General features: G+C 36.7%; 24 protein-coding genes. 9 read left to right on the forward strand and 15 right to left on the reverse strand.

Annotation, left to right across the window (positions count from 1 at the left end; genetic code table 11):
- Positions 1-138: 138 nt before the first annotated feature.
- The 5 genes from AC3ITD_RS14810 to AC3ITD_RS14830 all read left to right on the forward strand — a co-directional run bounded on the left by AC3ITD_RS14810 (position 139) and on the right by AC3ITD_RS14830 (position 5121).
- The gene (locus tag AC3ITD_RS14810; RefSeq protein WP_489360893.1) at positions 139-1038 is read left to right on the forward strand and encodes a DnaJ C-terminal domain-containing protein; all 900 of its coding nucleotides are present in this window, start codon (positions 139-141) and stop codon (positions 1036-1038) included.
- Positions 1039-1043: 5 nt separating this feature from the next.
- The gene (locus tag AC3ITD_RS14815; protein WP_489360895.1) at positions 1044-1340 is read left to right on the forward strand and encodes a chaperone modulator CbpM; all 297 of its coding nucleotides are present in this window, start codon (positions 1044-1046) and stop codon (positions 1338-1340) included.
- A gap of 104 nt (positions 1341-1444) precedes the next feature.
- Entirely contained in the window at positions 1445-3016 is a 1572-nt protein-coding gene (locus AC3ITD_RS14820; protein WP_489360897.1) for a helicase HerA-like domain-containing protein, read from the forward strand.
- 138 nt (positions 3017-3154) lie between these two features.
- Positions 3155-4054: a nucleotidyltransferase family protein gene (locus AC3ITD_RS14825; RefSeq protein ID WP_489360899.1), complete on the forward strand. Its 900-nt coding sequence runs from the start codon at positions 3155-3157 to the stop codon at positions 4052-4054.
- On the forward strand, positions 4045-5121 hold the full coding sequence (locus tag AC3ITD_RS14830) for a phosphotransferase enzyme family protein (RefSeq protein WP_489360901.1): 1077 nt from the start codon (positions 4045-4047) through the stop codon (positions 5119-5121). The genes AC3ITD_RS14825 and AC3ITD_RS14830 overlap by 10 nt, the downstream gene beginning before the upstream one ends.
- A gap of 347 nt (positions 5122-5468) precedes the next feature.
- Here AC3ITD_RS14830 and dnaK read toward each other — a convergent pair whose 3' ends face one another.
- Positions 5469-7373, reverse strand: a complete 1905-nt coding sequence (gene dnaK, locus AC3ITD_RS14835) for a molecular chaperone DnaK (RefSeq protein WP_056848543.1) — start codon at positions 7371-7373, stop codon at positions 5469-5471.
- A gap of 738 nt (positions 7374-8111) precedes the next feature.
- Between dnaK and AC3ITD_RS14840 the strand changes: the two genes are divergently transcribed.
- Positions 8112-8528, forward strand: coding sequence for a DUF1304 domain-containing protein (locus tag AC3ITD_RS14840; RefSeq protein WP_265799042.1), 417 nt, complete (start codon positions 8112-8114; stop codon positions 8526-8528).
- Positions 8529-8762: 234 nt separating this feature from the next.
- Here the strand turns inward: AC3ITD_RS14840 and AC3ITD_RS14845 are convergent, their stop codons facing one another.
- Complete coding sequence (locus AC3ITD_RS14845; RefSeq protein WP_489360904.1) at positions 8763-9968, reverse strand: class I SAM-dependent methyltransferase; 1206 nt, start codon at positions 9966-9968, stop codon at positions 8763-8765.
- 280 nt (positions 9969-10248) lie between these two features.
- Here AC3ITD_RS14845 and AC3ITD_RS14850 point away from each other — a divergent pair, with 280 nt between their 5' ends.
- The 3 genes from AC3ITD_RS14850 (at position 10249) to AC3ITD_RS14860 (ending at position 14120) form a co-directional block, all read left to right on the forward strand.
- Positions 10249-11985, forward strand: a complete 1737-nt coding sequence (locus AC3ITD_RS14850; RefSeq protein WP_056848541.1) for a GMC oxidoreductase — start codon at positions 10249-10251, stop codon at positions 11983-11985.
- Between the two features lie 11 nt (positions 11986-11996).
- On the forward strand, positions 11997-12629 hold the full coding sequence (locus AC3ITD_RS14855) for a gluconate 2-dehydrogenase subunit 3 family protein (protein ID WP_265799045.1): 633 nt from the start codon (positions 11997-11999) through the stop codon (positions 12627-12629).
- 72 nt (positions 12630-12701) lie between these two features.
- Complete coding sequence (locus AC3ITD_RS14860) at positions 12702-14120, forward strand: TlpA family protein disulfide reductase (protein WP_489360907.1); 1419 nt, start codon at positions 12702-12704, stop codon at positions 14118-14120.
- Here AC3ITD_RS14860 and AC3ITD_RS14865 read toward each other — a convergent pair whose 3' ends face one another.
- The 13 genes from AC3ITD_RS14865 to rpsE form a co-directional block, all read right to left on the reverse strand.
- Entirely contained in the window at positions 14121-14990 is an 870-nt protein-coding gene (locus tag AC3ITD_RS14865; RefSeq protein WP_489360909.1) for a hypothetical protein, read from the reverse strand.
- An 85-nt stretch (positions 14991-15075) separates the two neighbouring features.
- Positions 15076-15606: a 50S ribosomal protein L17 gene (gene rplQ, locus AC3ITD_RS14870; protein WP_489360911.1), complete on the reverse strand. Its 531-nt coding sequence runs from the start codon at positions 15604-15606 to the stop codon at positions 15076-15078.
- 119 nt (positions 15607-15725) lie between these two features.
- Complete coding sequence (locus AC3ITD_RS14875; protein ID WP_056848536.1) at positions 15726-16718, reverse strand: DNA-directed RNA polymerase subunit alpha; 993 nt, start codon at positions 16716-16718, stop codon at positions 15726-15728.
- Between the two features lie 85 nt (positions 16719-16803).
- Complete coding sequence (gene rpsD, locus AC3ITD_RS14880) at positions 16804-17412, reverse strand: 30S ribosomal protein S4 (protein WP_056848535.1); 609 nt, start codon at positions 17410-17412, stop codon at positions 16804-16806.
- A 61-nt stretch (positions 17413-17473) separates the two neighbouring features.
- The gene (gene rpsK, locus AC3ITD_RS14885) at positions 17474-17863 is read right to left on the reverse strand and encodes a 30S ribosomal protein S11 (RefSeq protein WP_010599885.1); all 390 of its coding nucleotides are present in this window, start codon (positions 17861-17863) and stop codon (positions 17474-17476) included.
- A gap of 152 nt (positions 17864-18015) precedes the next feature.
- Entirely contained in the window at positions 18016-18393 is a 378-nt protein-coding gene (rpsM, locus tag AC3ITD_RS14890) for a 30S ribosomal protein S13 (protein ID WP_010599886.1), read from the reverse strand.
- Between the two features lie 70 nt (positions 18394-18463).
- On the reverse strand, positions 18464-18580 hold the full coding sequence (rpmJ, locus tag AC3ITD_RS14895; protein ID WP_010599887.1) for a 50S ribosomal protein L36: 117 nt from the start codon (positions 18578-18580) through the stop codon (positions 18464-18466).
- Position 18581: 1 nt separating this feature from the next.
- On the reverse strand, positions 18582-18800 hold the full coding sequence (infA, locus tag AC3ITD_RS14900) for a translation initiation factor IF-1 (protein WP_010599888.1): 219 nt from the start codon (positions 18798-18800) through the stop codon (positions 18582-18584).
- A 71-nt stretch (positions 18801-18871) separates the two neighbouring features.
- Positions 18872-19657, reverse strand: a complete 786-nt coding sequence (gene map / locus AC3ITD_RS14905; protein ID WP_489360917.1) for a type I methionyl aminopeptidase — start codon at positions 19655-19657, stop codon at positions 18872-18874.
- Positions 19658-19758: 101 nt separating this feature from the next.
- Positions 19759-21099 (reverse strand): preprotein translocase subunit SecY, encoded by a 1341-nt coding sequence (secY, locus tag AC3ITD_RS14910; RefSeq protein ID WP_056848533.1) that lies wholly within the window; start codon positions 21097-21099, stop codon positions 19759-19761.
- 7 nt (positions 21100-21106) lie between these two features.
- Positions 21107-21553: a 50S ribosomal protein L15 gene (rplO, locus tag AC3ITD_RS14915; protein ID WP_056849255.1), complete on the reverse strand. Its 447-nt coding sequence runs from the start codon at positions 21551-21553 to the stop codon at positions 21107-21109.
- A gap of 135 nt (positions 21554-21688) precedes the next feature.
- Positions 21689-21868 (reverse strand): 50S ribosomal protein L30, encoded by a 180-nt coding sequence (gene rpmD, locus AC3ITD_RS14920; protein WP_010599892.1) that lies wholly within the window; start codon positions 21866-21868, stop codon positions 21689-21691.
- A 4-nt stretch (positions 21869-21872) separates the two neighbouring features.
- Positions 21873-22391, reverse strand: a complete 519-nt coding sequence (gene rpsE / locus AC3ITD_RS14925; RefSeq protein WP_056848532.1) for a 30S ribosomal protein S5 — start codon at positions 22389-22391, stop codon at positions 21873-21875.
- Between the last annotated feature and the right edge of the window lie 3 nt (positions 22392-22394).

Here is a 22394-nt window from a genome sequence, read left to right on the forward strand (position 1 = left end):
CAAAAGCTCCGAAATTTCTCGGAGCTTTTTTTATGTCTAGCGAATAATGAATCATTTTTATTTCAAAAATTCTGTCATTTAGGCTTACATTTATCTCATCAAAATTGAACATTACAACTACTTATTTGTTTAAATGCCATGGACTATATCGATTACTATAAAATCCTTGATTTAAAAAAAAATGCCTCAACTGATGATATCAAAAAAGCATATCGAAAGTTAGCCAGAAAACATCATCCTGATTTAAATCCAAATAATGAAGAAGCCAACAAAAAATTTCAGCAGATAAATGAGGCCAATGAAGTTTTAAGTGATCCTGATAAGCGAAAAAAATACGATAAGTATGGAAAAGATTGGCAGCACGCTGATCAGCTAGATGCAAAGGAACAACAGCGCCGGCAATATCAGTCTCCAGGTGGTGGCTACGATGGTGGTAGCAGTTACTCTGGCGGTTTTGGCGGAGAAGACTTCTCTGATTTTTTCTCGTCGATGTTTGGCGGCGGTGGCGGTCGCAGCAGTCGAAATTCTCCATTTAAAGGGCAAGATTATAATGCCGATTTACAGCTTAATTTGGTAGATGCTTACACTACGCACAAGCAAACCTTAGCGGTTAACGGCAAACAAGTCCGTATCAATATTCCAGCTGGAGTAGAAAATGGACAAAAAATTAAATTGGCAGGATATGGAGCGCCAGGCGTAAATAATGGTCCTCCCGGAGATTTATACATCAAATTTAATATCAGCGATCATCCCCGATTTAAAAGAAAGGGCAATGATGTTTACATACAGGAAGAGGTAGATTTATACACTGCAATTTTAGGAGGAGAAAAAATTGTTGAAACCCTTAATGGAAAAGTGAAATTAAAAATACCCGAAGGTACCCAACCAGATACCACCTTACGTTTAAAAGGAAAAGGTTTCCCTATTTACAAAAAAGAAGATCAATTCGGTGATTTATATGTAAAGTGGCAGGTTAAGTTACCGACCAATCTTAATGCTGAACAAAAAGAATTATTCGAAAAACTTTCCAAAAGCTAACCAATATGGAAAACAATCTGATATCAATTGAGGATGTTTGTGTACATCATCAGGTACAAATGAATTTTATTCAGTCTTTAGAAGACTTTGGTTTGATTCACACTACAGTAATCAAAAAAAGCATTTGGCTGGATAGTGATGAACTTTCAAAGCTAGAAAAATACTTGCGCTTGAGCCACGATTTAGACATCAACCTGGAAGGATTGCATGCTGTTGCTCATTTATTAACTCAGTTAAACGATATGCAGGAAGAGATTCTATCTCTCAGAAACGAACTAAATTATTTTAAGCAAATCAATTAAATAGCAAAGACAATCGTTTGTGCAAAAATTTGCCGTAAAAGCAGTGGCCAAAACGCATTCTTTTTAAGATTAGTTTCTTAAATTGGCAATCTAATTTTTAAAAAATGAGTGATTTGTCTTCCAAGTTCATCAAAAAAATAAAATTATCTTACGCACCAACTGGCTCTTACATTTATTTAGGGGCAGGAATGTTAGATGGGCAAGTTTACGGAGATGCAGAAGTAAACCTGTCTTTAAAGATGATGAATAGACATGGGCTCATTGCTGGTGCAACCGGTACCGGAAAAACAAGGACACTGCAATTACTTGCCGAGCAACTGTCAGATGCGGGTGTCCCAGTTTTCATGTTGGATGTAAAGGGTGACTTATCGGGATTGAACCAGGCGGGAACCATCAATCCAAAAATTGAAGAACGATCTCAACAGCTGAATAAAGCTTTTTCTCCTTCGGGATTCCCGTTAGAAATATATTCTTTGTCTGGCAAAATGGGTGCTCAAATGAGGGCTACCGTTTTGGAGTTTGGGCCTACCCTTTTATCAAAGGTGTTGGATTTAAATGACACGCAGTCGGGCGTAATGGCAGTAATTTTTAAATATGCTGACGACAATAAAATGCCGATTATCGATTTAAATGATTTGAAAAAGCTGGTTTCTTATCTATCGGAAGGTGCTGGTGCAGCAGAAATTAAGGAAAGTTACGGCAGCATTTCTACCTCAACATCTGGCACCATTCTTCGGAAAATTGTGGCCATTGAGCAGCAGGGTTTAGGCGGAATGTTTGGAGAAAAATCATTTGATATCCAGGATTTATTTGAACGTGTAGATGGAAAAGGAATAATTAGTCTGTTAAATATTTCAGATGTTCAAAACCAACCCGTTTTATACTCCACATTTTTATTGAGTTTATTAGCAGAGTTATTTAATACAATGCCTGAGGTTGGCGATTTAGATAAACCAAAACTCGTGTTCTTTTTCGATGAAGCCCATTTATTATTTAAGAATTCATCGAAGGCTTTTTTAGAGCAAATCGAAACCATAATCAGATTAATCAGATCAAAAGGAATTGGTGTTTTCTTTTGTACACAAGCGCCAACAGATGTACCTGAAAGTGTTTTAGGACAGTTAGGCAACCGAGTGCAACATGCTTTGAGAGCATTTACACCAAACGATGTTGATGCACTTAAGAAAACGGTAAACACTTATCCAAAATCTGAATTTTATGAAATTGATAAGGTATTAACTTCTCTTGGTACTGGCCAGGCATTGATTACGGTACTGAATGAAAAAGGAATCCCTACAGAAGTTTCGGCAACCATGCTTACCCCACCCCGGGCATTGATGGGTCCGTTGACTACGGCAGATTTCGATAAAGTGATTCAATCAAGTCAGATGTATGCGAAGTACAAAGACGCGATTGACCCGGAAAGTGCTTATGATATTTTAACCAAACGAATTAACGAACAAACTGCCGCGGCAGAACAAGAGAAACAAGAGGTTGAGACAAAAAAACAAGAGGAAGCCGAAAATAAACCAAAGCCTGGCGAAAAAAGTATTGTTGAACAGGTAATGGGCGCTACAATTACACGCCAAATTGGTAAAGAAATTGTAAGAGGAATTTTCGGTATGCTAACAGGAAAAAAAACAAGGAGTAAAAGCGGTGGCTTCTTTGGTTTTTAAGATAAATTTAATGCAATAGCACAAAACACCTATATAATAATTAACGCTCAAAAGAGTATTTTCGCGATGTAATGTTCTCTAGCTACTGATATCAATTGTAGCGAAATAGATTGATTAGATCATAAAAAAAGATAAAGAATGAAACCTACCTTATTAATACTGGCAGCTGGAATGGCAAGCCGTTATGGAAGTATGAAACAAATTGATGGCTTTGGTCCGAATGGCGAAACCATTATCGATTATTCAATCTACGATGCTATTAACGCTGGCTTTGGTAAAGTTGTATTTATCATTAAAGAAGAATTTGTAGAAAATTTCAAAGCTATTTTTGAACCTAAACTCCAAGGAAAAATTGAAACAGACTATGTTTTTCAAAACTTCGATTTAAAGCATTTTGGTATCGAGGAAGAAATTTATAGAGAAAAGCCTTGGGGAACAGCACATGCTATTTTATCTGGCAGAGAAGCGGTTAAAGAGCCGTTTTGCGTAATTAACGCTGATGATTATTATGGTTTTGATGCTTTCAAAAAAATGGCTGACTTTTTAAATACCGAAGCTACAGATAGCAATTTCTCAATCATTGGCTATGAAATAGGAAAAACACTTTCTGAGTTTGGAGCCGTATCAAGAGGGGTTTGTAAAGTAGATGAAACGGGCAACTTAACCGAAATTGTGGAACGTACAAAAGTTTATCCTAAAGATGGAAAAATTTTCTATGAGGAAGATGGAGAAGAATTTCCATTAGATTTTAGCACACCAGTTTCGATGAACTTCTGGGGCTTTACTCCTGCTGTTTTCAAAATTACTGAAGAATTATTTGTTGAGTTTGCAAAGGCAAATAAAGATAAACCTAAAGCAGAATTTTTTATTCCTTTGATTGGCGAAAACCTGGTTAAAAGTAATACCGCAACTTTTAAAGTAGTACCAACTTCTAACAAATGGTTTGGTGTAACCTATAAGGAAGATAAACCCTTTGTTCAGGATTCGATTGATCAATTGGTTAAAAACGGAACATATCCGACTAAATTATGGAGCTAGATTTAGACTCCGAAGTTTTAAGCGCATACGGATATACCAAAGAAAATATTCAAATAACACAAATAGGTACGGGTTTAATTAACCGTACTTATTTGCTTTCGCCCCTATTGGAAGACAAAAAGTATATTCTTCAGAACATTAACACTTCTGTTTTTAAAAATCCACAAGCAATTGCCAATAATCTCAAAGCAATAGCTGATTATTTATCAAAAAATTACAAAAATTATCTATTTATTAAACCTATTTCTACCTTAAACGGCGAAGAAATGGCTTTGATTCAGAACGAATATTGGAGGATGCTGCCATTCGTTTCTGATACAGTTTCGCTGGACGTGTTAAGTGATCCAAAACAAGCTTATGAAGCAGCAAAACAATTTGGAAAATTAAGCAGGTTATTAAATAATTTCAATACCACTTCACTAAAGCATACCATACCAGGCTTTCATGATTTGGGCTTGCGTTATGAGCAATTTATGCTGGCTTTAAAGCAAACTAGCAAACAACTTAAAGGCTTGGCGAAGCTAGAAATTGACAATGCACTTGATCACCGCTATATTCTTAAGTATTACAATTCATATACTCATCGTGCCGATTTTCCTGATCGTGTAATGCACCACGATACTAAAATCACGAACGTACTTCTAAACGCCGAAACTTATATCGGCGTCTGCGTAATCGACCTCGATACCATTATGCCTGGGAAATTCATTTCCGACTTAGGCGATATGATGCGTACTTATCTTTGTGCTTATTCGGAAAATGAAACTGATCTAAGCAGAATCAAAATTAGGCTTTCTTATTTTGAAGCTATGGTTAAGGGTTATTTATCAGAAATGAAAACCATCCTTACTGAGACTGAGAAAGAACTCATTTTATTTTCAGGAAAGTACATTATATACATGCAAGCCCTCAGATTTTTGACCGACTACCTCAATGGAAACGTATATTATCCTATCTCATACCCTACACAAAACTTAGATAGAACAAAAAATCAATTTAAGCTATTAAGCGAATTATCGCTAAACGAGAAAGAGTTACAAGATATTATTGAAGAAAATTTAGTTTAGGCTGCAAGCAAACCATCCATTGTACACCCGAAAACAGCGAAAATACTTTTTAATTCAGCAACGCTGAATAAACTGTCAATGCTGAGGCACAAAGCATGACAGAAGTTTAAAAAGATTGCAGCGAATGGCGGGATTACAACTTCCGAAAAGCACCCAGCCGTTCATTTTCAAATTCACTTAAACCATATAAGACATTCCAGCAACATATAAGCTCAAAGTCTTATATTTCCTTGCATTCTCCTTATATGGTGAATCCTTAAAATGAAAAAAGCGCTTCTGAACTTAATCAGAAACGCTTTAATTTTATACTCCCAAGACTTTCGACTCAGGACTGAAGACTCAAAGACTTATTTCTCTTCTTTTACTTCTTCGAAATCAACATCAGTAACGTTATCACCGCCACCTTGAGGCTGACCATCAGCTTGTGGTTGCTCACCACCTTGAGGCTGACCGCCATCTTTGTACATTTCTTCAGAAGCTACGTTCCATGCTGCTTGCAATTCAGCAGAAGCCGCATCGATATCTGCGAAGTTACGAGATAAGTGTGCTGCTTTTAATTTCTCTAAACCAGCTTCGATTGGCGCTTTTTTATCAGCAGATAATTTATCACCAAACTCTTTCAATTGTTTCTCAGTAGAGAAGATTAAAGCATCAGCACCGTTGATTTTATCAGCTTCTTCTTTTTGCTTAGCATCATCTGCTGCATTAGCTTCAGCTTCTTCTTTCATTTTTTTGATCTCAGCATCAGTTAAACCTGAAGATGCTTCGATACGGATTTTTTGCTCTTTACCAGTAGCTTTATCTTTTGCACTTACGTGTAAAATACCGTTCGCATCAATATCAAAGGATACTTCTACTTGAGGCACACCACGAGGTGCTGGTGGAATTCCATCTAAAATGAAACGACCAATTGTACGGTTTTGACCAGCCATTGGGCGCTCACCTTGTAAAATGTGGATTTCTACTGAAGGCTGGTTATCAGCTGCCGTTGAGAAAGTCTCCGATTTTTTAGTTGGGATGGTTGTGTTCGACTCGATTAATTTAGTCATTACACCACCCATAGTTTCGATACCTAATGATAAAGGTGTAACGTCTAATAACAATACATCTTTTACATCACCAGTTAATACACCACCTTGAATAGCGGCACCGATTGCTACAACCTCATCAGGGTTAACACCTTTACTTGGCTCTTTACCGAAGAAAGCTTTAACAGCATCCTGAATTGCAGGAATACGAGTTGAACCACCTACTAAGATAATTTCATCAATATCGCTTGTGCTTAAACCAGCATTTTTCAAAGCAGATTTACAAGGCTCGATAGTACGTTTGATTAAGCTATCAGCTAATTGCTCAAATTTAGCACGAGATAATGTACGTACTAAGTGTTTAGGGCCGCTAGCATCAGCAGTAATATATGGCAAGTTAATTTCAGTAGAAGTAGTGCTTGATAATTCAATTTTAGCTTTCTCAGCAGCTTCTTTTAAACGTTGTAATGCCATTGGATCTTTCGCAAGGTCCATGCTGTTTTCTGATTTAAACTCTTCAGTTAACCAATCTATAATGATGTGGTCAAAGTCATCACCACCTAAGTGTGTATCACCATCAGTAGATTTTACTTCGAAAACGCCATCACCTAATTCTAAAACAGAAACGTCATGTGTACCACCACCGCAATCGAACACAACAATTTTCATGTCTTTGTGTGCTTTATCTAAACCATAAGCTAAAGCAGCTGCAGTTGGCTCGTTAATAATACGTTTTACAGTTAAACCTGCAATTTCGCCTGCTTCTTTCGTAGCCTGACGTTGTGCATCATTAAAGTAAGCTGGTACAGTAATAACTGCTTCAGTAACTTCCTGACCCAAGAAATCTTCAGCAGTTTTTTTCATTTTTTGTAGAATCATCGCAGAAATCTCCTGTGGAGTATATTTTCTGTCGTCGATTTCTACACGAGGTGTGTTGTTATCACCTTTAACAACTTTATAAGGTACACGTCCAGCTTCTTTCGCACTTTCGTCGTAGCTGTTACCCATAAAGCGTTTAATCGAATATATCGTTTTTGTTGGGTTGGTTATAGCCTGACGTTTAGCAGGCTCGCCAACTTTACGCTCACCGTTTTCTGCAAAAGCAACAATAGACGGTGTAGTACGTTTACCCTCACTGTTCGCGATAACTACAGGCTCATTGCCCTCCATTACGCTCACGCAAGAGTTTGTTGTTCCTAAGTCTATTCCAATAATTTTTCCCATTGTATTTTTGTTTTCTCTTTTTAAAGTATTATAATTTCTACAGCTATTAAACAATGCTTGTGCCAATTGGGTTTTGGCAGAAATTATTGCTAAAAGACTGATAAAATGTAAAAAATGATGTCTTTTATTACTGACAGCATGACAGAAAGAAGACTAAAGGTTAAAGTTGAAAGACTCAAGTGAAAGGCAATTAAATAATTTGAAAATGAACAGTAGTAGTCCTTCGGAAGCACCTCCCCCGTGCCAAAGGCACTCCTTTGGAGTTGGACGTTTCAATCTTTTATTTGTAGAGTTAACAACTTTATTTCTAATCCGCTATTAAAGTTCTCAACTATCAAAACAAATAAAAGTATTTTCACTCTTATCGGGTTTATGTACAAAGATTCTTGCTTGTAGCACACTTCCCCGTACCACAAACTTTCAAAGTAGCGAGGACTGGCATCAGAAGATTTGAAAGTCAACACCAATAAATCTTTGTTGCAGTTTCATTTCATAAACCAATGAAACAAGAAATCCTACGAGTGTTGCATAAATTTTCAATTACAACAAACATTCACACGGCTTAGGATTACGCCTAAAGATTTGTTGAGGATTTACGACAAAGCTTCGCAAGCTTTGATTATTCATTAGTGTCTATTTTTTTAACGGTATTCATGAGCTCGCAGAAACCTACCGATGAAAATCAGCATAAGCTATACTAATTATCAAATCAAAATCCGTTGGTTGAAACCAACGCCAATGAAGATAAATAACCCAAATTTATTGTACCTTCAATTACCAAATCAAATTATCATGCAATTAGCAGCACAAATCATCATTGGCCTGGTGGCCGCCATTCACATTTATATTCTATGGTTGGAAATGTTCGCCTGGACAACCAAAGCCCCAAAAGTTTTCAAAAGCATCCCTGAAGAATTATTCCCAAAAACAAAAACCTTGGCAGCAAACCAAGGCTTATACAACGGCTTTTTGGCGGCTGGTTTAATTTGGTCGCTCTGCATTACCGATCATCACTGGAGACTATATGTTGCTATATTCTTCTTAACCTGTGTAATCATTGCAGGCATTTATGGCGCCACAACAGCGAGTAAGAAAATTCTTTATGTACAATCTATCCCAGCATTGGTAGCTATGATTCTATTGCATTTGAGATAATTTAATAACAACAACAATATCTAACCATATAAGATATTTAAGTTCCATTTAAGTGCTCGCCTTATATTTTCTCACATTTCTTATATATGGTCTTTTTTTTGAACAAACTCTTGAATAAAAAGTTCGTTGAAACGGCCGTCAATTGGGAGGCACGAAGCAATCTTGCTACTACGGGTTTCAATAGCGAATGCATTACTATTGCTTCGTGCCTTGCAATGACGAAGTCGGTAAATCCTATAGATTTAAAAGTCGTTCCAAATGATGATAACCAATTCCGAAATACTCTTTACTCGCCTTTATTTTTTGTAAAATCACTTCTTGCTCTTCACTGATCTGACTTCCGACTGAAGACTTCGGACTTTTTTTTATCCCAACAACCAGTACATTCTTAGGCGTGTGTGCATCAGAAATAAATTCGAAAACTTTAGTTTTATAACCGAAGTATTCCAAAATTAAAGCACGAATACCATCGGTCACCATTTCAGCCTGACGTTCTAAGAAGATGCCGTATTTAGTTAAAAATGAAACATCGTTTTTCACTTTATTTTGTTCAATTTCTCTTCTGATTTGTTTATGGCAACATGGTGCAACAACAATTAATTCTGCATTGGCTTTGATGCCTTTATATATCGCATCATCCGTGGCGGTATCACAAGCATGGAGTGCAATGAGTAAATTCACAGTTTCAGCGTTGTAATCTTCAATGGTTCCCTGAGCAAATTTAAGCCGATCGAAAGCAGATTTCTTGGCAACTGAATTACACAAATCAACCATATCCTGGCGATACTCCACCCCTACAACTTCAGAATTTAACTTTAAAACTGAATGCAAATAATCATACAAGGCAAAAGTTAAATAACCTTTACCCGAGCCCATATCAGCAACTTTTTTAATGGTTCCCTCAGGTAGTTCCTTAATTAACGAACTTAAAATTTCAACGTAATGGTTAATCTGACGGAACTTGTCCTGTGCATTTTTAAAAACCTTTCCATCAGTATCACTAATCTTTAGTTCTGTTAAATAAGGTTTTGACTCCGATTTTATCAATCTCGATTTCTCTTTATCATGATTCTCTGTCGGAACTTCTTTAGTTGAAGGTTTTGTTTCTCTCAAAACAATTTTACCATTATTCAACTCTTCAAGAATTAAGTCTCTCTCGGTGGTAAAAAGCGTTCCGATTTTAAAACCAGTTATCAGGTATTCAGAAATTAAATTAATACCTTCATTCAAATTAAGATTCTTCACCACATCACGGGTTTTGTACCGAAATGTGAAAGCCAATTTACTTTCTCGTTTAATCAAAACCTGGCGAGCCAGAATTTGCTTTAGCGCCTCTTCATTTCCTTTGTAATTACCCAGGGAAACTTTCACAAAGTTTTTAGAAGATAAGCTTAAATCTAAAGCGGAAGTAAATTGTTCAATCTGTTCTGAAAATATCATCTATAATTAATAAACCCCAAAGATAATTCATTTTATTTGGAGATTAACGAGATCCAAATAATGTAACAATGAAGCGACTATTTTAGCTTACTACTTCGTTAAATGATTAAGTATGATATCAAATATCCGTCTCTAATCAAATGAAGCAAAACATTTTCCTAATACGATTTAGTTTATACTAAAATGAAGTTTAATGACAAATCATCTAAATTCAATAATTGCTTTTTTTTCCTAAAAATTAGCTTTAGATTAGGATATCATTTAATTCTAACCAAAACAAATGAGTGAATTTCAAATAAAAAAATCGCCAACAGTGTATGATGCTATTATTGTAGGATCTGGAGCTGGTGGTGGGATGGCGGCATACGTTTTAGCCAATGCTGGACAAAAAGTTTTAATGCTTGAGGCGGGGCAATATTTTGATCCTAGGATAGATGCCCATCAACTTAAGTGGCCTTGGGAATCTCCACGAAGAGGAGCAAGTACGGTCCGTCCATTTGGCGATTTTGATGCCTCATATGGCGGCTGGGAATTAGAAGGGGAACCCTACACTACCAAAGATAAAACGGAATTTGAATGGTTCAGATCTCGAATGCTTGGCGGCAGAACCAATCACTGGGGAAGAATATCGCTCAGAATGGGTCCTCTGGATTTTCAGGCAAAAGATGGTTTAACAGATGATTGGCCAATTACCTACGATGATGTGAAACCGTTTTACGATAAAGTTGATCGTTTGATTGGTATTTATGGTACTAAAGAAGGATTGCCAAATGAGCCCGATGGAATCTTCATGAAACCACCAAAGCCAAGGTTAACAGAACTTTTTATCAAAAAAGGAGCTGATAAAGCAGGCGTTAAAGTGATTGCTGGTCGTGGATCGGTATTAACAGAACCATTACCCAATAACAGCGACAGGGCACCTTGTTTTTATTGTGGCCAATGTGGAAGAAGCTGTAAGGTTTACGGTGATTTCTCTTCTTCTTCTTGTTTGGTTATCCCGGCTGTAAAAACTGGAAATTTAACGGTCATTACTGATGCAATGGTTCGTGAGGTGATTACTGATAAAGATGGATCGGCGAAAGGTGTTTCTTATGTAAACAGAAAAGATTTACAAGAATATCAGGTAAATGGAAAAATGGTCATTCTCGGTGCCAGTGCCTGCGAATCTGCCCGTATTTTATTGAATTCGAAATCTCCGTCACATCCTAATGGCTTGGCAAACAGCAGTGGCATTGTGGGTAAGTATTTACATGATTCTACCGGAGTAAGTGTTTCAGGTTTCCTCCCACAGTTAATGGATAGAAAACGTTACAATGAGGATGGTTTGGGAAGTGTACACATCTATTCGCCATGGTGGCTGGATAATAAAAAACTCAATTTTCCTCGGGGATATCACATCGAGTATTGGGGCGGCATGGGTATGCCAGCTTACGGTTTTGGTGGTGGCGTAACGCAAATGAATGGCATGGTTCCAGGTAGAGATGGAAAAATGAAAGATGCAGGTGGCTACGGAAAATCATTAAAAGATGATTACCGTCGTTTTTATGGCACCACCGTCGGTATGGCAGGCCGCGGAACTGCCATTGCCCGGGAAGATAACTATTGCGAAATTGATCCAAATGCGGTTGACAAATTCGGAATTCCTGTTCTCAGGTTTCACTATAAATGGGCTAAAGAAGAAATTCTACAGGCTAAACACATGCAGGATACTTTCCTCCACATGATGAAAGAAATGGGTGGCGTGGTTACGTCAGAAATCCAGGGACCAGAAACCAACTATGGTTTATTACCTCCTGGAAAAATCATTCACGAAGTGGGTACTATCCGCATGGGCGATGACCCGAAAAAATCAGCACTGAACAAGTATTGCCAGGCACACGACTGCAAAAATCTTTTTGTTGTTGATGCAGGTCCATTTGTACAACAAGGTGATAAAAACGCAACCTGGACTATCCTTGCGCTCTCCATGCGCACGGCAGAATACATTTTAGCACAAAAGAAAAAACAAAACATTTAAAGAATTACAACATGAACAGACGTGATTCCCTAAAAGCAATTGGCTTAACAGCAGTAAGTAGTGCAGTGTTATTAGAAGCCTGCAAGCAACCCGAAAACACCAACGACAAACCTATTCCAGAAGAAACCAAAGCAGAGGCTGGACGTGAACAGTGGGAAATAGACCGGGATAAAGAACTAAAAGCGGAAACTTATTTCAGTAAACATGAAATGGCAACCATAACCGTTCTAGCAGATATTATTATTCCTAAAGATGATGTCTCTGGAAGTGCCTCTGATGCCAAAGTACCAGAGTTTATTGAATTTATTGTAAAAGATATCCCCGAACATAAAGTGCCTATGCGTGGTGGCTTAAAATGGTTGGACGTTTATTGCTTCAATAAATTTAGCAGATCTTTTGTAGATGCTTCTCCAGACCAGCAAATTTCAATTATTGATGAAATTGCTTATCCAAAAAAGGCGAAACCTGAAGTTCGGGCAGGCGTTACTTTTTTTAGCCGAATGAGAAGCTTAACCGCTTCTGGTTTCTATACTACAGAAATCGGCATAAAAGATATTGGTTATGCAGGAAACGCACCAAACCAGTGGACTGGTGTACCAGCTGATGTATTGAAGCAATATGGAATGGAAAATGTAAAAGTTTAATTCTTCTCTTAAGTGGAGCCAGAAAACCAATTCTGGCTTCTTTAATTTAACGCTAATAACCTCAATCAAAAAATGAAAAAATTAACCCTGTTATCTTTCCTTGTGTGCATAACCTACAGTGTATTTGCACAGAATAATCCTAGCCAACACGCCAACTATTTTAATGATTTCCAACGCACAAAAGATACAAATCCTGATTCAGCGATTTACTTTCTCACCAATTTGGCTATGCTTGAATCAAATGCAACTGATGATTTGTTGCACAACAGTTTTGCTCAAAGTTTTATGCTCGGATCAAGGGAAGAGTTATTGAAAGATCCCGAATTCCTTGCTCACCTCAAAAAATCCAACATTACTTTAGATTCTGCCCGACGTAAGTTTGCTGAACAGCAATCTAATGCTTACATCATTCTCGACAAAACAAAAAACAGTGTAAATAAGCAGATCAAGGAAAATATCTATCCTATTTGGAAATGGGTTGAAGCCATGAAAAATAAAGACAATGCCATCGAACTACAAAAAATAGGTAACGAATATCTATCCTACCTAAATAGAGATTCTGATTTTTACAGTCAAAGGAAAGCTAGATACGGTTTGATGATTTCGGGTATAATGAATAAGAGTGATCAGCTGAAGCCTCTGGCGGTTAAATTACAAGATTTGATTTACGATAATCTAAACCAATATATCAGTGCTCACTCTACACAAAACGAGCTGTCGCGAGAAGAGAAAATGGACCGAGCATGGTATAGATACATGTTTGCCGCCATAAATTTTATTTCTGCAGGCAACTCGATAGAGAACGCCGATCAAAATAAGTTCTTAAAATTGGCATCTGAATTCAGCCCTGATGCGATAGACAACACCGTTAAATATGCCTATTTTTACGATATGTTTTTTCTTTTTAACAAAGAGAAATATTCTTTCGAAGAAGACTATTTAGCTACGATAGCAAGCGATGACGACAAGCTTAAAATGGTTATGGCCATGTCTATGAAAGATCCAAAATATAAAGCAAATGCCAAGGCCTTATACAAAGAACCTGGCAAGTTTGGTGAATATTGGTTAACTGAATTTAATAAATACGGCAAAATCGCTCCCTTAATATCCTTGGCGAAATTGGATGGAAGTATATATCAGATGGTAAACAACAGTAATCGATGGACATTGGTAGACTTTTGGGGTACTTGGTGTTCGCCATGTAGGAAAGAGCATCCCGATTTGCAAAGCACTTACCAAAAAACTCAAGATGGCAAATTGCCGAACCTAAATATTATCACTATTGCAAGTAATGACAACGAACAGGCTGTTAGGGCTTACATGAAAGAGTTTAGTTATACCTTTCCGGTTGCTATGTCAGATAATCAAATAGAAAGTGCGTACAAAGTCGCTTCATGGCCATCGAAATTTTTGGTTAGTCCGCAAGGAAAATATGTGGTAATCCCCTTTGGTGTAGATTGGCAAAAATATATAGCTGATTATATTAATTGATCATGGTCTACCTTTTTTAGAGAAAAGTTGAGAGTCTATTACCTCCCTTTTATAGGCTTTAAATCTTTTCTCTAATTTTTTCTTCCCGTCTTTAATATCCATTGGTGATACTAATATGGTAAAATCAAAAACCAATATTTCGCCTTTCTTACACTTCACTAATCCTGTAGAGAAATCAGTAAGCATTGAACTTCCCTTAATATTAATTTGCAATACATCTTTATCTTCATTTCTCCAGCCATTTCTAACATGTAGACTATCTGCATTTTTATACTGATCAAAACTTAGAAATAGCGCCGCATTATCATTTCCGATTAAAACTTCTGGCTTAACTTTATCGACCATTTTCCAGCTCCATTTTACAGTATCTGGTCTTATATTTCCGCCGTTTCCTAATCCCACTAAGTACTTTGAGGCATTTTTTTCAAATGGAATATGGAAGTTAATATTTGAAAAGCTAATATCATTTAAAGCTTTCAGTTCTACATGAAACTTAGCAATGCTATTTGCATTCATTAGCCCCTGTACATGCTGCAACATATTGGTAGAAGAGCTTGTAGCATCCCAGGAGATGGAATTTGCACTTTCGGATAATATGTTAAATGAGTCCGCAACTAGCTTCTCCTGTATTTTAGAAGATGTAAACAGATGAAAATGTATGGGCTCATAAAGCAGATTGGTAGATTTATCACCGAAAGCTTTTAAATCAGAATCATAGTAGGATTGGATTTGCTTTGGAAAACCATCAGCATTAATTTCTAATTTTCTACCGGAAATAGATATTACTTTATCAGCAACAGAAAACACTTTCTGCTGAGCGATACTTGAAAAGCTCAAAAAAAGTAGAATAACGAAGAATGACCTGCTCATTTTAGGGATTAAATTAAAATCCAATATAAACAAAAAAGTCCTGCTCTTTCGAACAGGACCTTTTAAAATTTAAAAGCAGAATGAACTATTCTCCTTTTGGTTCTTCAGTAGCAGGAGCTTCTTCAGTAGTAGCTTCTGGAGCAACTTCTTCAGCAGTTTCAGCTTTCGCTTCAGCAGCTTTAGGAGCAGCAGTTTTACTTCTACCACGACGAGTAGTTTTCTTCTCTTCTTTAGCCTCTACATCTTTACCGTAAACTTCGTTATAATCTACCAATTCAATTAAAGCCATCTCAGCGTTATCACCTAAACGGTTGTTTAATTTAATGATACGAGTGTAACCACCTGGACGGTTTGCAACTTTCTCAGCAATTTCGCGGAATAAAATAGTTACTACCTCTTTATCTTGTAAGTAAGCGAATACAGTACGACGTGAGTGAGTAGTATCATTTTTTGATTTAGTGATAATTGGCTCAACATAAGTACGTAAAGCTTTTGCTTTAGCTAAAGTTGTTGTAATTCTTTTGTGCAAAATAAGTGATGATGCCATATTGGCTAACATCGCTTTTCTGTGACTTGCAGTTCTACCTAAGTGGTTTACTTTTTTACCGTGTCTCATTGTTTTTTTATAAAGTGTATACCGTCTCTGTCTCAGAGGGAATTATACACAGTGAATATTATTATATTTATAGAAGAGTTTGGATTCAAGACTAATGACTCCGAACTCTAAACTATTTTTTATTCTTCGTCTAATTTAAATTTAGACAGGTTCATACCGAAAGACAAACCTTTTGATTTTACCAGTTCTTGAATCTCTGTTAAAGATTTTTTACCGAAGTTTCTGAATTTTAACATATCAGCAACATCGTAAGAAACCAAATCAGCTAAAGTACGGATATCAGCAGCTTTTAAGCAGTTTAATGCTCTAACTGAAAGATCCATATCTACTAATTCAGTTTTAAGGATTTTACGCATGTGTAAAATTTCCTCATCAACTTCTTTAGTTTCTTCTTTTGCCTGAGATTCTAATACCAAGTTCTCATCAGAGAATAACATAAAGTGTTGGATAAGAATCTTAGCCGCTTCTTTTAATGCTTCTTCTGGATGAATTGAACCATCGGTTGAAATATCTAATACCAATTTCTCATAATCCGTTTTTTGTTCAACACGGAAGTTTTCAATTGTGTATTTAACGTTTTTCATTGGTGTGTAGATCGAATCGATAGCGATAACACCTACAACAGCATCAGCAACTTTATTTTCTTCAGCAGGTACATAACCACGTCCTTTATTGATGGTTAATTCCACTTCTAAAGTTACAGATTTGTCCATGTTGCAAATAACATGCTCAGGATTTAAAACTGTAAAGTTATTTGAGAATTTAGTGATATCACCAGCTTTGAATTGATCTTGGCCGTTAACAATGATGAATACTTTTTCAGCATCACCAGAATCACCAGTTTTCTTAAAACGAACTTGTTTTAAGTTTAAGATGATATCAGTTAAATCTTCTACAACACCTTTCATGGTAGAAAACTCATGCGAAACGCCTGAAAAACGAATAGTAGTAATAGCATAACCTTCTAACGAAGAAAGTAATATTCTTCTTAAGGCATTACCAATTGTTACACCGAAACCGGGCTCTAAAGGACGAAATTCAAATGTGCCATCGAAATCTGTTGATTTCTGCATGATCACTTTATCAGGTTTCTGAAATGCTAAAATTGCCATTTATAATTTTTTAAATTCGTTATTGAATATATAGTAACAAGAAAAAAGTTAATTACCCTTTCCAGGTAATTAACTATCTTATTTATTACTTTGAGTATAACTCGATGATTAAGTTTTCCTTAATGTTTTCGGGAATTTCATCACGTTGTGGGTAGGTTAAGAATTTACCAGTTAATTCACCAGCATTCCACTCTAACCAAGAGAACTTATTAATTGTTCTACCTGCAACTGAGTTACTAATTGATTCTAATGATTTTGATTTCTCACGAACCGCAACAACATCACCAGCTTTTAACTGATATGAAGGGATATTTACAACTTCACCATTCACGGTTACGTGTTTATGGCTAACTAACTGGCGTGCACCAGAACGGGTTGTTGCAATACCTAAACGGTAAACTGTGTTATCTAAACGTGCTTCTAATAATTGAAGTAAGTTATCACCTGTAATACCAGCACGCGAAGATGCTTTTTTAAACAAGTTACTGAACTGCTTTTCTAATACACCATAAGTATATTTTACTTTTTGTTTCTCCATTAACTGGATTGCATACTCAGATTGTTTTCCTCTTCTTTTTGAAACGCCATGTTGGCCAGGAGGATAATTTTTTCTGTCTAACACCTTATCAGGACCGAAGATTGGTTCTCTGAATTTACGGGCGATTTTTGATTTTGGGCCTGTATATCTTGCCATTTTTTTCTGTTTTTAAAGTACCATTCAGCCTGTAACTGAAGATTCTTAGCTTTAAAATTAATTAAACTCTTCTCTTTTTAGGAGGACGACATCCATTGTGAGGAAGTGGAGTAATATCTTTGATAGATGTTACTTCGATACCTGCTACTTGCAAAGTTCTGATTGCAGATTCACGACCTGAACCAGGACCTTTTACAAAAACTTCAACTTTACGTAAACCTAAATCAAATGCAACTTTACCGCAATCTGAAGCTGCTTGACCAGCTGCATAAGGTGTGTTCTTCTTAGAACCTTTAAAGCCCATTTTACCAGCAGAAGACCATGAAATAGTCTGTCCGTTGTTGTTGGTTAACGTAACGATGATGTTGTTGAAAGTAGCATTGATATGCGCCTGACCAACAGGCTCAATTACAACGATACGTTTTTTTGTTACTTTTTTACTCTTAGCCATGTTATCTTTTAGATTTTAGATATGAGACTTGAGATATGAGACTTTCTCTACCCCGATACTCAGTATCCTACTTTTTATCTTTTGTTCCAGATTTGAGCAGATTAAATAGACATGATGCTCACATCTAAAACCTCACATCTCCTATCTATCTATTACTTAGTAGCTTTTTTCTTGTTAGCAACTGTTTTTCTCTTACCCTTACGAGTACGTGAGTTGTTTTTAGTACGCTGACCACGAGAAGGTAAACCTTTTCTGTGACGTAAACCACGGTAACAACCAATATCCATTAAACGCTTAATGTTTAATTGAACCTCTGATCTTAAAGCACCTTCTACTTTAATTTCATCGTTAATCATTGTACGGATGGCTGATAACTCATCATCAGACCAATCTTGCACTTTCTTGTTTAGATCGATACCTGCAGTAGTTAAAATACGCTGTGCAGTAGTTCTTCCAATACCGTAGATATAAGTTAAACCAATCTCTCCTCTTTTGTTTCTTGGTAAATCAATACCTGAAATCCTTGCCATATTTATTTATTTTTTGAAGTAATTCCGAACGGCGGGCCACCGTTGTGCGGTACATTACAATGTTTTTTAATTACCCTTGACGTTGCTTGTATTTAGGATTTTTCTTGTTAATAACGTAAAGTTTACCTTTACGGCGAATAATCTTGCAATCAGCGCTACGTTTTTTAATTGATGATCTAACTTTCATTTTATTTGTATCTATAGGTTATGCGCCCTTTTGTTAAATCATAAGGCGACATTTCCAGTTTTACTTTGTCACCAGGAAGAATTTTGATGTAGTGCATCCGCATCTTTCCTGAAATATGAGCAATAATCTCGTGTCCGTTCTCAAGTTCTACTCGGAACATCGCATTAGATAATGCTTCTCTTATTACTCCGTCTTGTTCAATTGAGGCTTGTTTAGCCATATTTTGTTGATTGTTACTTAATTAGCTGCTTCTAAACAGGGTTGCAAAATTAAATAAAAAATTTTAATTATTTATTTTTTTTGTTGTAAAACTTCTTCAATTAATGAAAACGTTGATAAAACGTCTGCTTTGCCCTTTTTTATCGCAACCGTGTGTTCGAAATGTGCTGAAGGTTTATTGTCTTTACTAGTCACCGTCCATCCATCATTGTGAAACATTACTCCAGCAACACCGGCATTGATCATTGGTTCAATAGCAATCACTAACCCTTCTTCCAGTTTCGGACCAACACCGCGTTTCCCATAATTTGGAACCTCTGGTTTTTCGTGAAGTTTCACCCCAACACCATGTCCTACTAACTCTCTTACCACACCAAAACCGTTAGCTTCTGCATGCTGCTGAACGGCAAAGCCGATATCGCCAACACGCATTCCACTTACCGCCTTATCAATTGCTAAATCAAGGCAATGTTTGGTTACCTCAACTAACTTTTGTTTTTCGGCATCAACTTCTCCAATAGAAAATGTATAAGCCGAATCGCCAAAGTATCCGTTTTTGATCACACCACAATCAACCGAAATTAAATCACCCTCTCGCATGATGTATTCGCTCGGGAAACCATGAACAACTTGTTCATTTGGCGATATGCATAAAGAGTAAGGAAAGCCATTATAATTTAAAAATGCAGGTATCGCACCATGATCATTAATAAACTCAAATGCCAGCTTATCTAAGGCTAAAGTAGTGATGCCTGCTTTGATTACCTTTGCCACTTCAGCCAAGGTTTTTGAAACAAGCATTGAACTTTCTCTTATTAACTCAATCTCTTCAAGAGACTTGTAATAGATTTTAGACATTCATTTTAAGTTTCGAATGCGTAAATTGTAAATGAGTGAAGAGCTGATGGGCCATTCACTCATTCTATCATTCAAAATTTTTATAATCAATTTCGCCCAGCCTACAAAGCTGCGTTGCTACTTGCAGCAGGAACGCCTGTTCTGCCGGTAACTCTACCAGTTTTCATTAATCCATCGTAGTGACGCATCAATAAATAACTTTCAATTTGTTGTAGTGTATCTAAAACAACACCCACTAAAATCAATAGTGATGTACCCCCAAAGAAATGAGCAAATTCTTGTTTAATACCAAACTTTACTGCAATTGAAGGTAGTATAGCAATAATTGCTAAAAATACCGCCCCTGGAAAAGTGATTTTAGAAATTACATCATCAATGAAAGTTGACGTTGCAAAACCTGGCTTAACACCCGGAATAAAACCACCATTTTTCTTCATATCGTCACTCATTTGAGTTGGATTTACTGTAATAGCAGTATAGAAGAAAGTAAATGCGATAATTAAAAATGCGAAAGTTAAGCTATAAGCTAATGAAGTAGTATTGCTAAACTGAATTAACCATGAACCTTGCAATGAAGGAACGAATTGTGTTAAAGCACCTGGAATAAACATCAAAGCCTGAGCAAAAATGATTGGCATAACACCAGCAGCATTTACCTTTAATGGAATATATTGACGAACACCACCAAACTGGCGGTTACCAACAATTTTCTTTGCGTATTGCACTGGTACCTTACGTACACCTTGCACAATTAGAATGGTAAACATTACCACTGCAAACAAGGCAACAATCTCTAATACTAAAGCCACCGGGCCTCCACCTTCACTGGCAGAACCTACACGTGCACTAAACTCTTGAGAAATTGCAATAGGTAAACGAGCAATAATACCAACCATAATGATTAGTGAAGTACCGTTACCAATACCTTTATCAGTTATTTTTTCACCTAACCACATTACAAATAATGTACCTGCTGTTAAAACAAATGTAGATAACACTAAAAACAAAGTATTTGGTAATAAAATAGCTTCCGCCGGAACCTGCGTTTTAACGTAACCTACAGATTGAACGATTGTAATCGCTACCGTAAGGTAACGAGTGATCTGGTTCATTTTCTTTCTACCACTTTCGCCTTCTTTCTGCATTTTTTGGAAAGAAGGAACAGCAATACCCAATAGTTGCACCACAATGGATGCAGAGATATAAGGCATTACCCCCAATGCTAAAATAGACACACGAGAGAACGAACCTCCGGCAAACATATCCAGAATGCCTAAAAGTCCTGATTTTTCGTTGGCACCTAAAGCAGTTGGATCTACACCTGGTAAAACCACGTGAGATACAAAACGGTATACCAAAAGAATTAAGAGCGTAAACAATATACGCTCTTTTAATTCTTCAATTTTCCAGATATTACTTAAAGTAGTAAATAGCTTCTTCATTTAATAATTACAATTTTACAATTGAACCACCTGCAGCTTCAATAGCTTTTTGTGCGGTTGCAGAAAACGCATGTGCAGTTATTTCTAATTTTGCTTTTACTTCACCACGACCTAAAATTTTAACTAAGTCGTTTTTTGAAGCTAAACCATGCGCTTGTAAAGCAGCGAAATCAATAGTTGTCAAGTTATGTTTTTCGGCTAATGCTTGTAAAACATCTAAGTTAACACCAACGTATTCGGTACGGTTAATTGGTTTGAAACCAACCTTAGGCACACGACGTTGTAAAGGCATTTGACCACCTTCAAAACCGATTTTGGTTTTGTGACCAGAACGAGAACCCGCACCTTTGTGACCACGGGTTGAAGTACCACCACGACCAGAACCTGTACCACGACCAATTCTTTTGTTGTTTTTTGTAGAACCTACTGCAGGTTTTAAATTACTTAAATTCATTTTTTTGAATTTGTGTTGCCCTTCGCTTTCACTAAACAGGTACAACGATAAATAAATAACGATTGAATTTTGAATTATTGAATGTTAGCAATTTGCCTATTCATTCGCTCAAAACTCATTCGTTTGATAATTGTCTTAAATTGCTTCGATAGCTACTAAGTGGTTCACTTTGCGAACCATACCAATAATTTGTGGTGTAGCTTCTACCTCAACACTTTGATTCATTTTAGATAAACCTAAAGCTTGAACGGTTCTTTTTTGGCGCTCGCTTCTGTCGATAACGCTTTTTACTTGTGTTATTTTGATCTTAGCCATGATATTATCCGTTAAATACTTTGTTTAAATCTATACCACGAGTTTGAGCTACTGTATAAGCATCACGCATCTTTGTTAATGCATCAACAGTCGCTTTTACCACGTTGTGTGGGTTTGATGAACCTTTAGATTTTGCTAATACGTTATGAACGCCAGCACTCTCTAATACAGCACGCATCGCACCACCAGCAATTACTCCGGTACCTACTGCAGCTGGTTTGATTAAAACAAAACCACCTGAGAATTTACCGATCTGCTCGTGAGGAACTGTACCGTGTAAAATTGGAACTTTAACTAAGTTCTTTTTAGCATCATCCACACCCTTAGCGATTGCTTCAGTTACTTCTTTCGCTTTACCTAAACCGAAACCAACAACACCGTTCTCATCTCCAACAACAACAATTGCTGAGAAGCTGAAAGTACGACCACCTTTGGTTACTTTGGCAACACGTTGTATACTAACCAGACGATCCTTTAATTCGATATCGGTGGTTTTAACTCTTTTTATATTGATAGTTGACATCTT

The organism is Pedobacter sp. KH_004, assembly GCF_057840755.1.

Coding starts and splice junctions, on each gene's coding strand:
- AC3ITD_RS14810 (WP_489360893.1), top strand. CDS start 139: ATGGACTATATCGATTACTATAAAATCCTTGATTTAAAAAAAAATGCC.
- AC3ITD_RS14815 (WP_489360895.1), top strand. CDS start 1,044: ATGGAAAACAATCTGATATCAATTGAGGATGTTTGTGTACATCATCAG.
- AC3ITD_RS14820 (WP_489360897.1), top strand. CDS start 1,445: ATGAGTGATTTGTCTTCCAAGTTCATCAAAAAAATAAAATTATCTTAC.
- AC3ITD_RS14825 (WP_489360899.1), top strand. CDS start 3,155: ATGAAACCTACCTTATTAATACTGGCAGCTGGAATGGCAAGCCGTTAT.
- AC3ITD_RS14830 (WP_489360901.1), top strand. CDS start 4,045: ATGGAGCTAGATTTAGACTCCGAAGTTTTAAGCGCATACGGATATACC.
- dnaK (WP_056848543.1), bottom strand. CDS start 7,373: ATGGGAAAAATTATTGGAATAGACTTAGGAACAACAAACTCTTGCGTG.
- AC3ITD_RS14840 (WP_265799042.1), top strand. CDS start 8,112: ATGAAGATAAATAACCCAAATTTATTGTACCTTCAATTACCAAATCAA.
- AC3ITD_RS14845 (WP_489360904.1), bottom strand. CDS start 9,968: ATGATATTTTCAGAACAGATTGAACAATTTACTTCCGCTTTAGATTTA.
- AC3ITD_RS14850 (WP_056848541.1), top strand. CDS start 10,249: ATGAGTGAATTTCAAATAAAAAAATCGCCAACAGTGTATGATGCTATT.
- AC3ITD_RS14855 (WP_265799045.1), top strand. CDS start 11,997: ATGAACAGACGTGATTCCCTAAAAGCAATTGGCTTAACAGCAGTAAGT.
- AC3ITD_RS14860 (WP_489360907.1), top strand. CDS start 12,702: ATGAAAAAATTAACCCTGTTATCTTTCCTTGTGTGCATAACCTACAGT.
- AC3ITD_RS14865 (WP_489360909.1), bottom strand. CDS start 14,990: ATGAGCAGGTCATTCTTCGTTATTCTACTTTTTTTGAGCTTTTCAAGT.
- rplQ (WP_489360911.1), bottom strand. CDS start 15,606: ATGAGACACGGTAAAAAAGTAAACCACTTAGGTAGAACTGCAAGTCAC.
- AC3ITD_RS14875 (WP_056848536.1), bottom strand. CDS start 16,718: ATGGCAATTTTAGCATTTCAGAAACCTGATAAAGTGATCATGCAGAAA.
- rpsD (WP_056848535.1), bottom strand. CDS start 17,412: ATGGCAAGATATACAGGCCCAAAATCAAAAATCGCCCGTAAATTCAGA.
- rpsK (WP_010599885.1), bottom strand. CDS start 17,863: ATGGCTAAGAGTAAAAAAGTAACAAAAAAACGTATCGTTGTAATTGAG.
- rpsM (WP_010599886.1), bottom strand. CDS start 18,393: ATGGCAAGGATTTCAGGTATTGATTTACCAAGAAACAAAAGAGGAGAG.
- rpmJ (WP_010599887.1), bottom strand. CDS start 18,580: ATGAAAGTTAGATCATCAATTAAAAAACGTAGCGCTGATTGCAAGATT.
- infA (WP_010599888.1), bottom strand. CDS start 18,800: ATGGCTAAACAAGCCTCAATTGAACAAGACGGAGTAATAAGAGAAGCA.
- map (WP_489360917.1), bottom strand. CDS start 19,657: ATGTCTAAAATCTATTACAAGTCTCTTGAAGAGATTGAGTTAATAAGA.
- secY (WP_056848533.1), bottom strand. CDS start 21,099: ATGAAGAAGCTATTTACTACTTTAAGTAATATCTGGAAAATTGAAGAA.
- rplO (WP_056849255.1), bottom strand. CDS start 21,553: ATGAATTTAAGTAATTTAAAACCTGCAGTAGGTTCTACAAAAAACAAC.
- rpmD (WP_010599892.1), bottom strand. CDS start 21,868: ATGGCTAAGATCAAAATAACACAAGTAAAAAGCGTTATCGACAGAAGC.
- rpsE (WP_056848532.1), bottom strand. CDS start 22,391: ATGTCAACTATCAATATAAAAAGAGTTAAAACCACCGATATCGAATTA.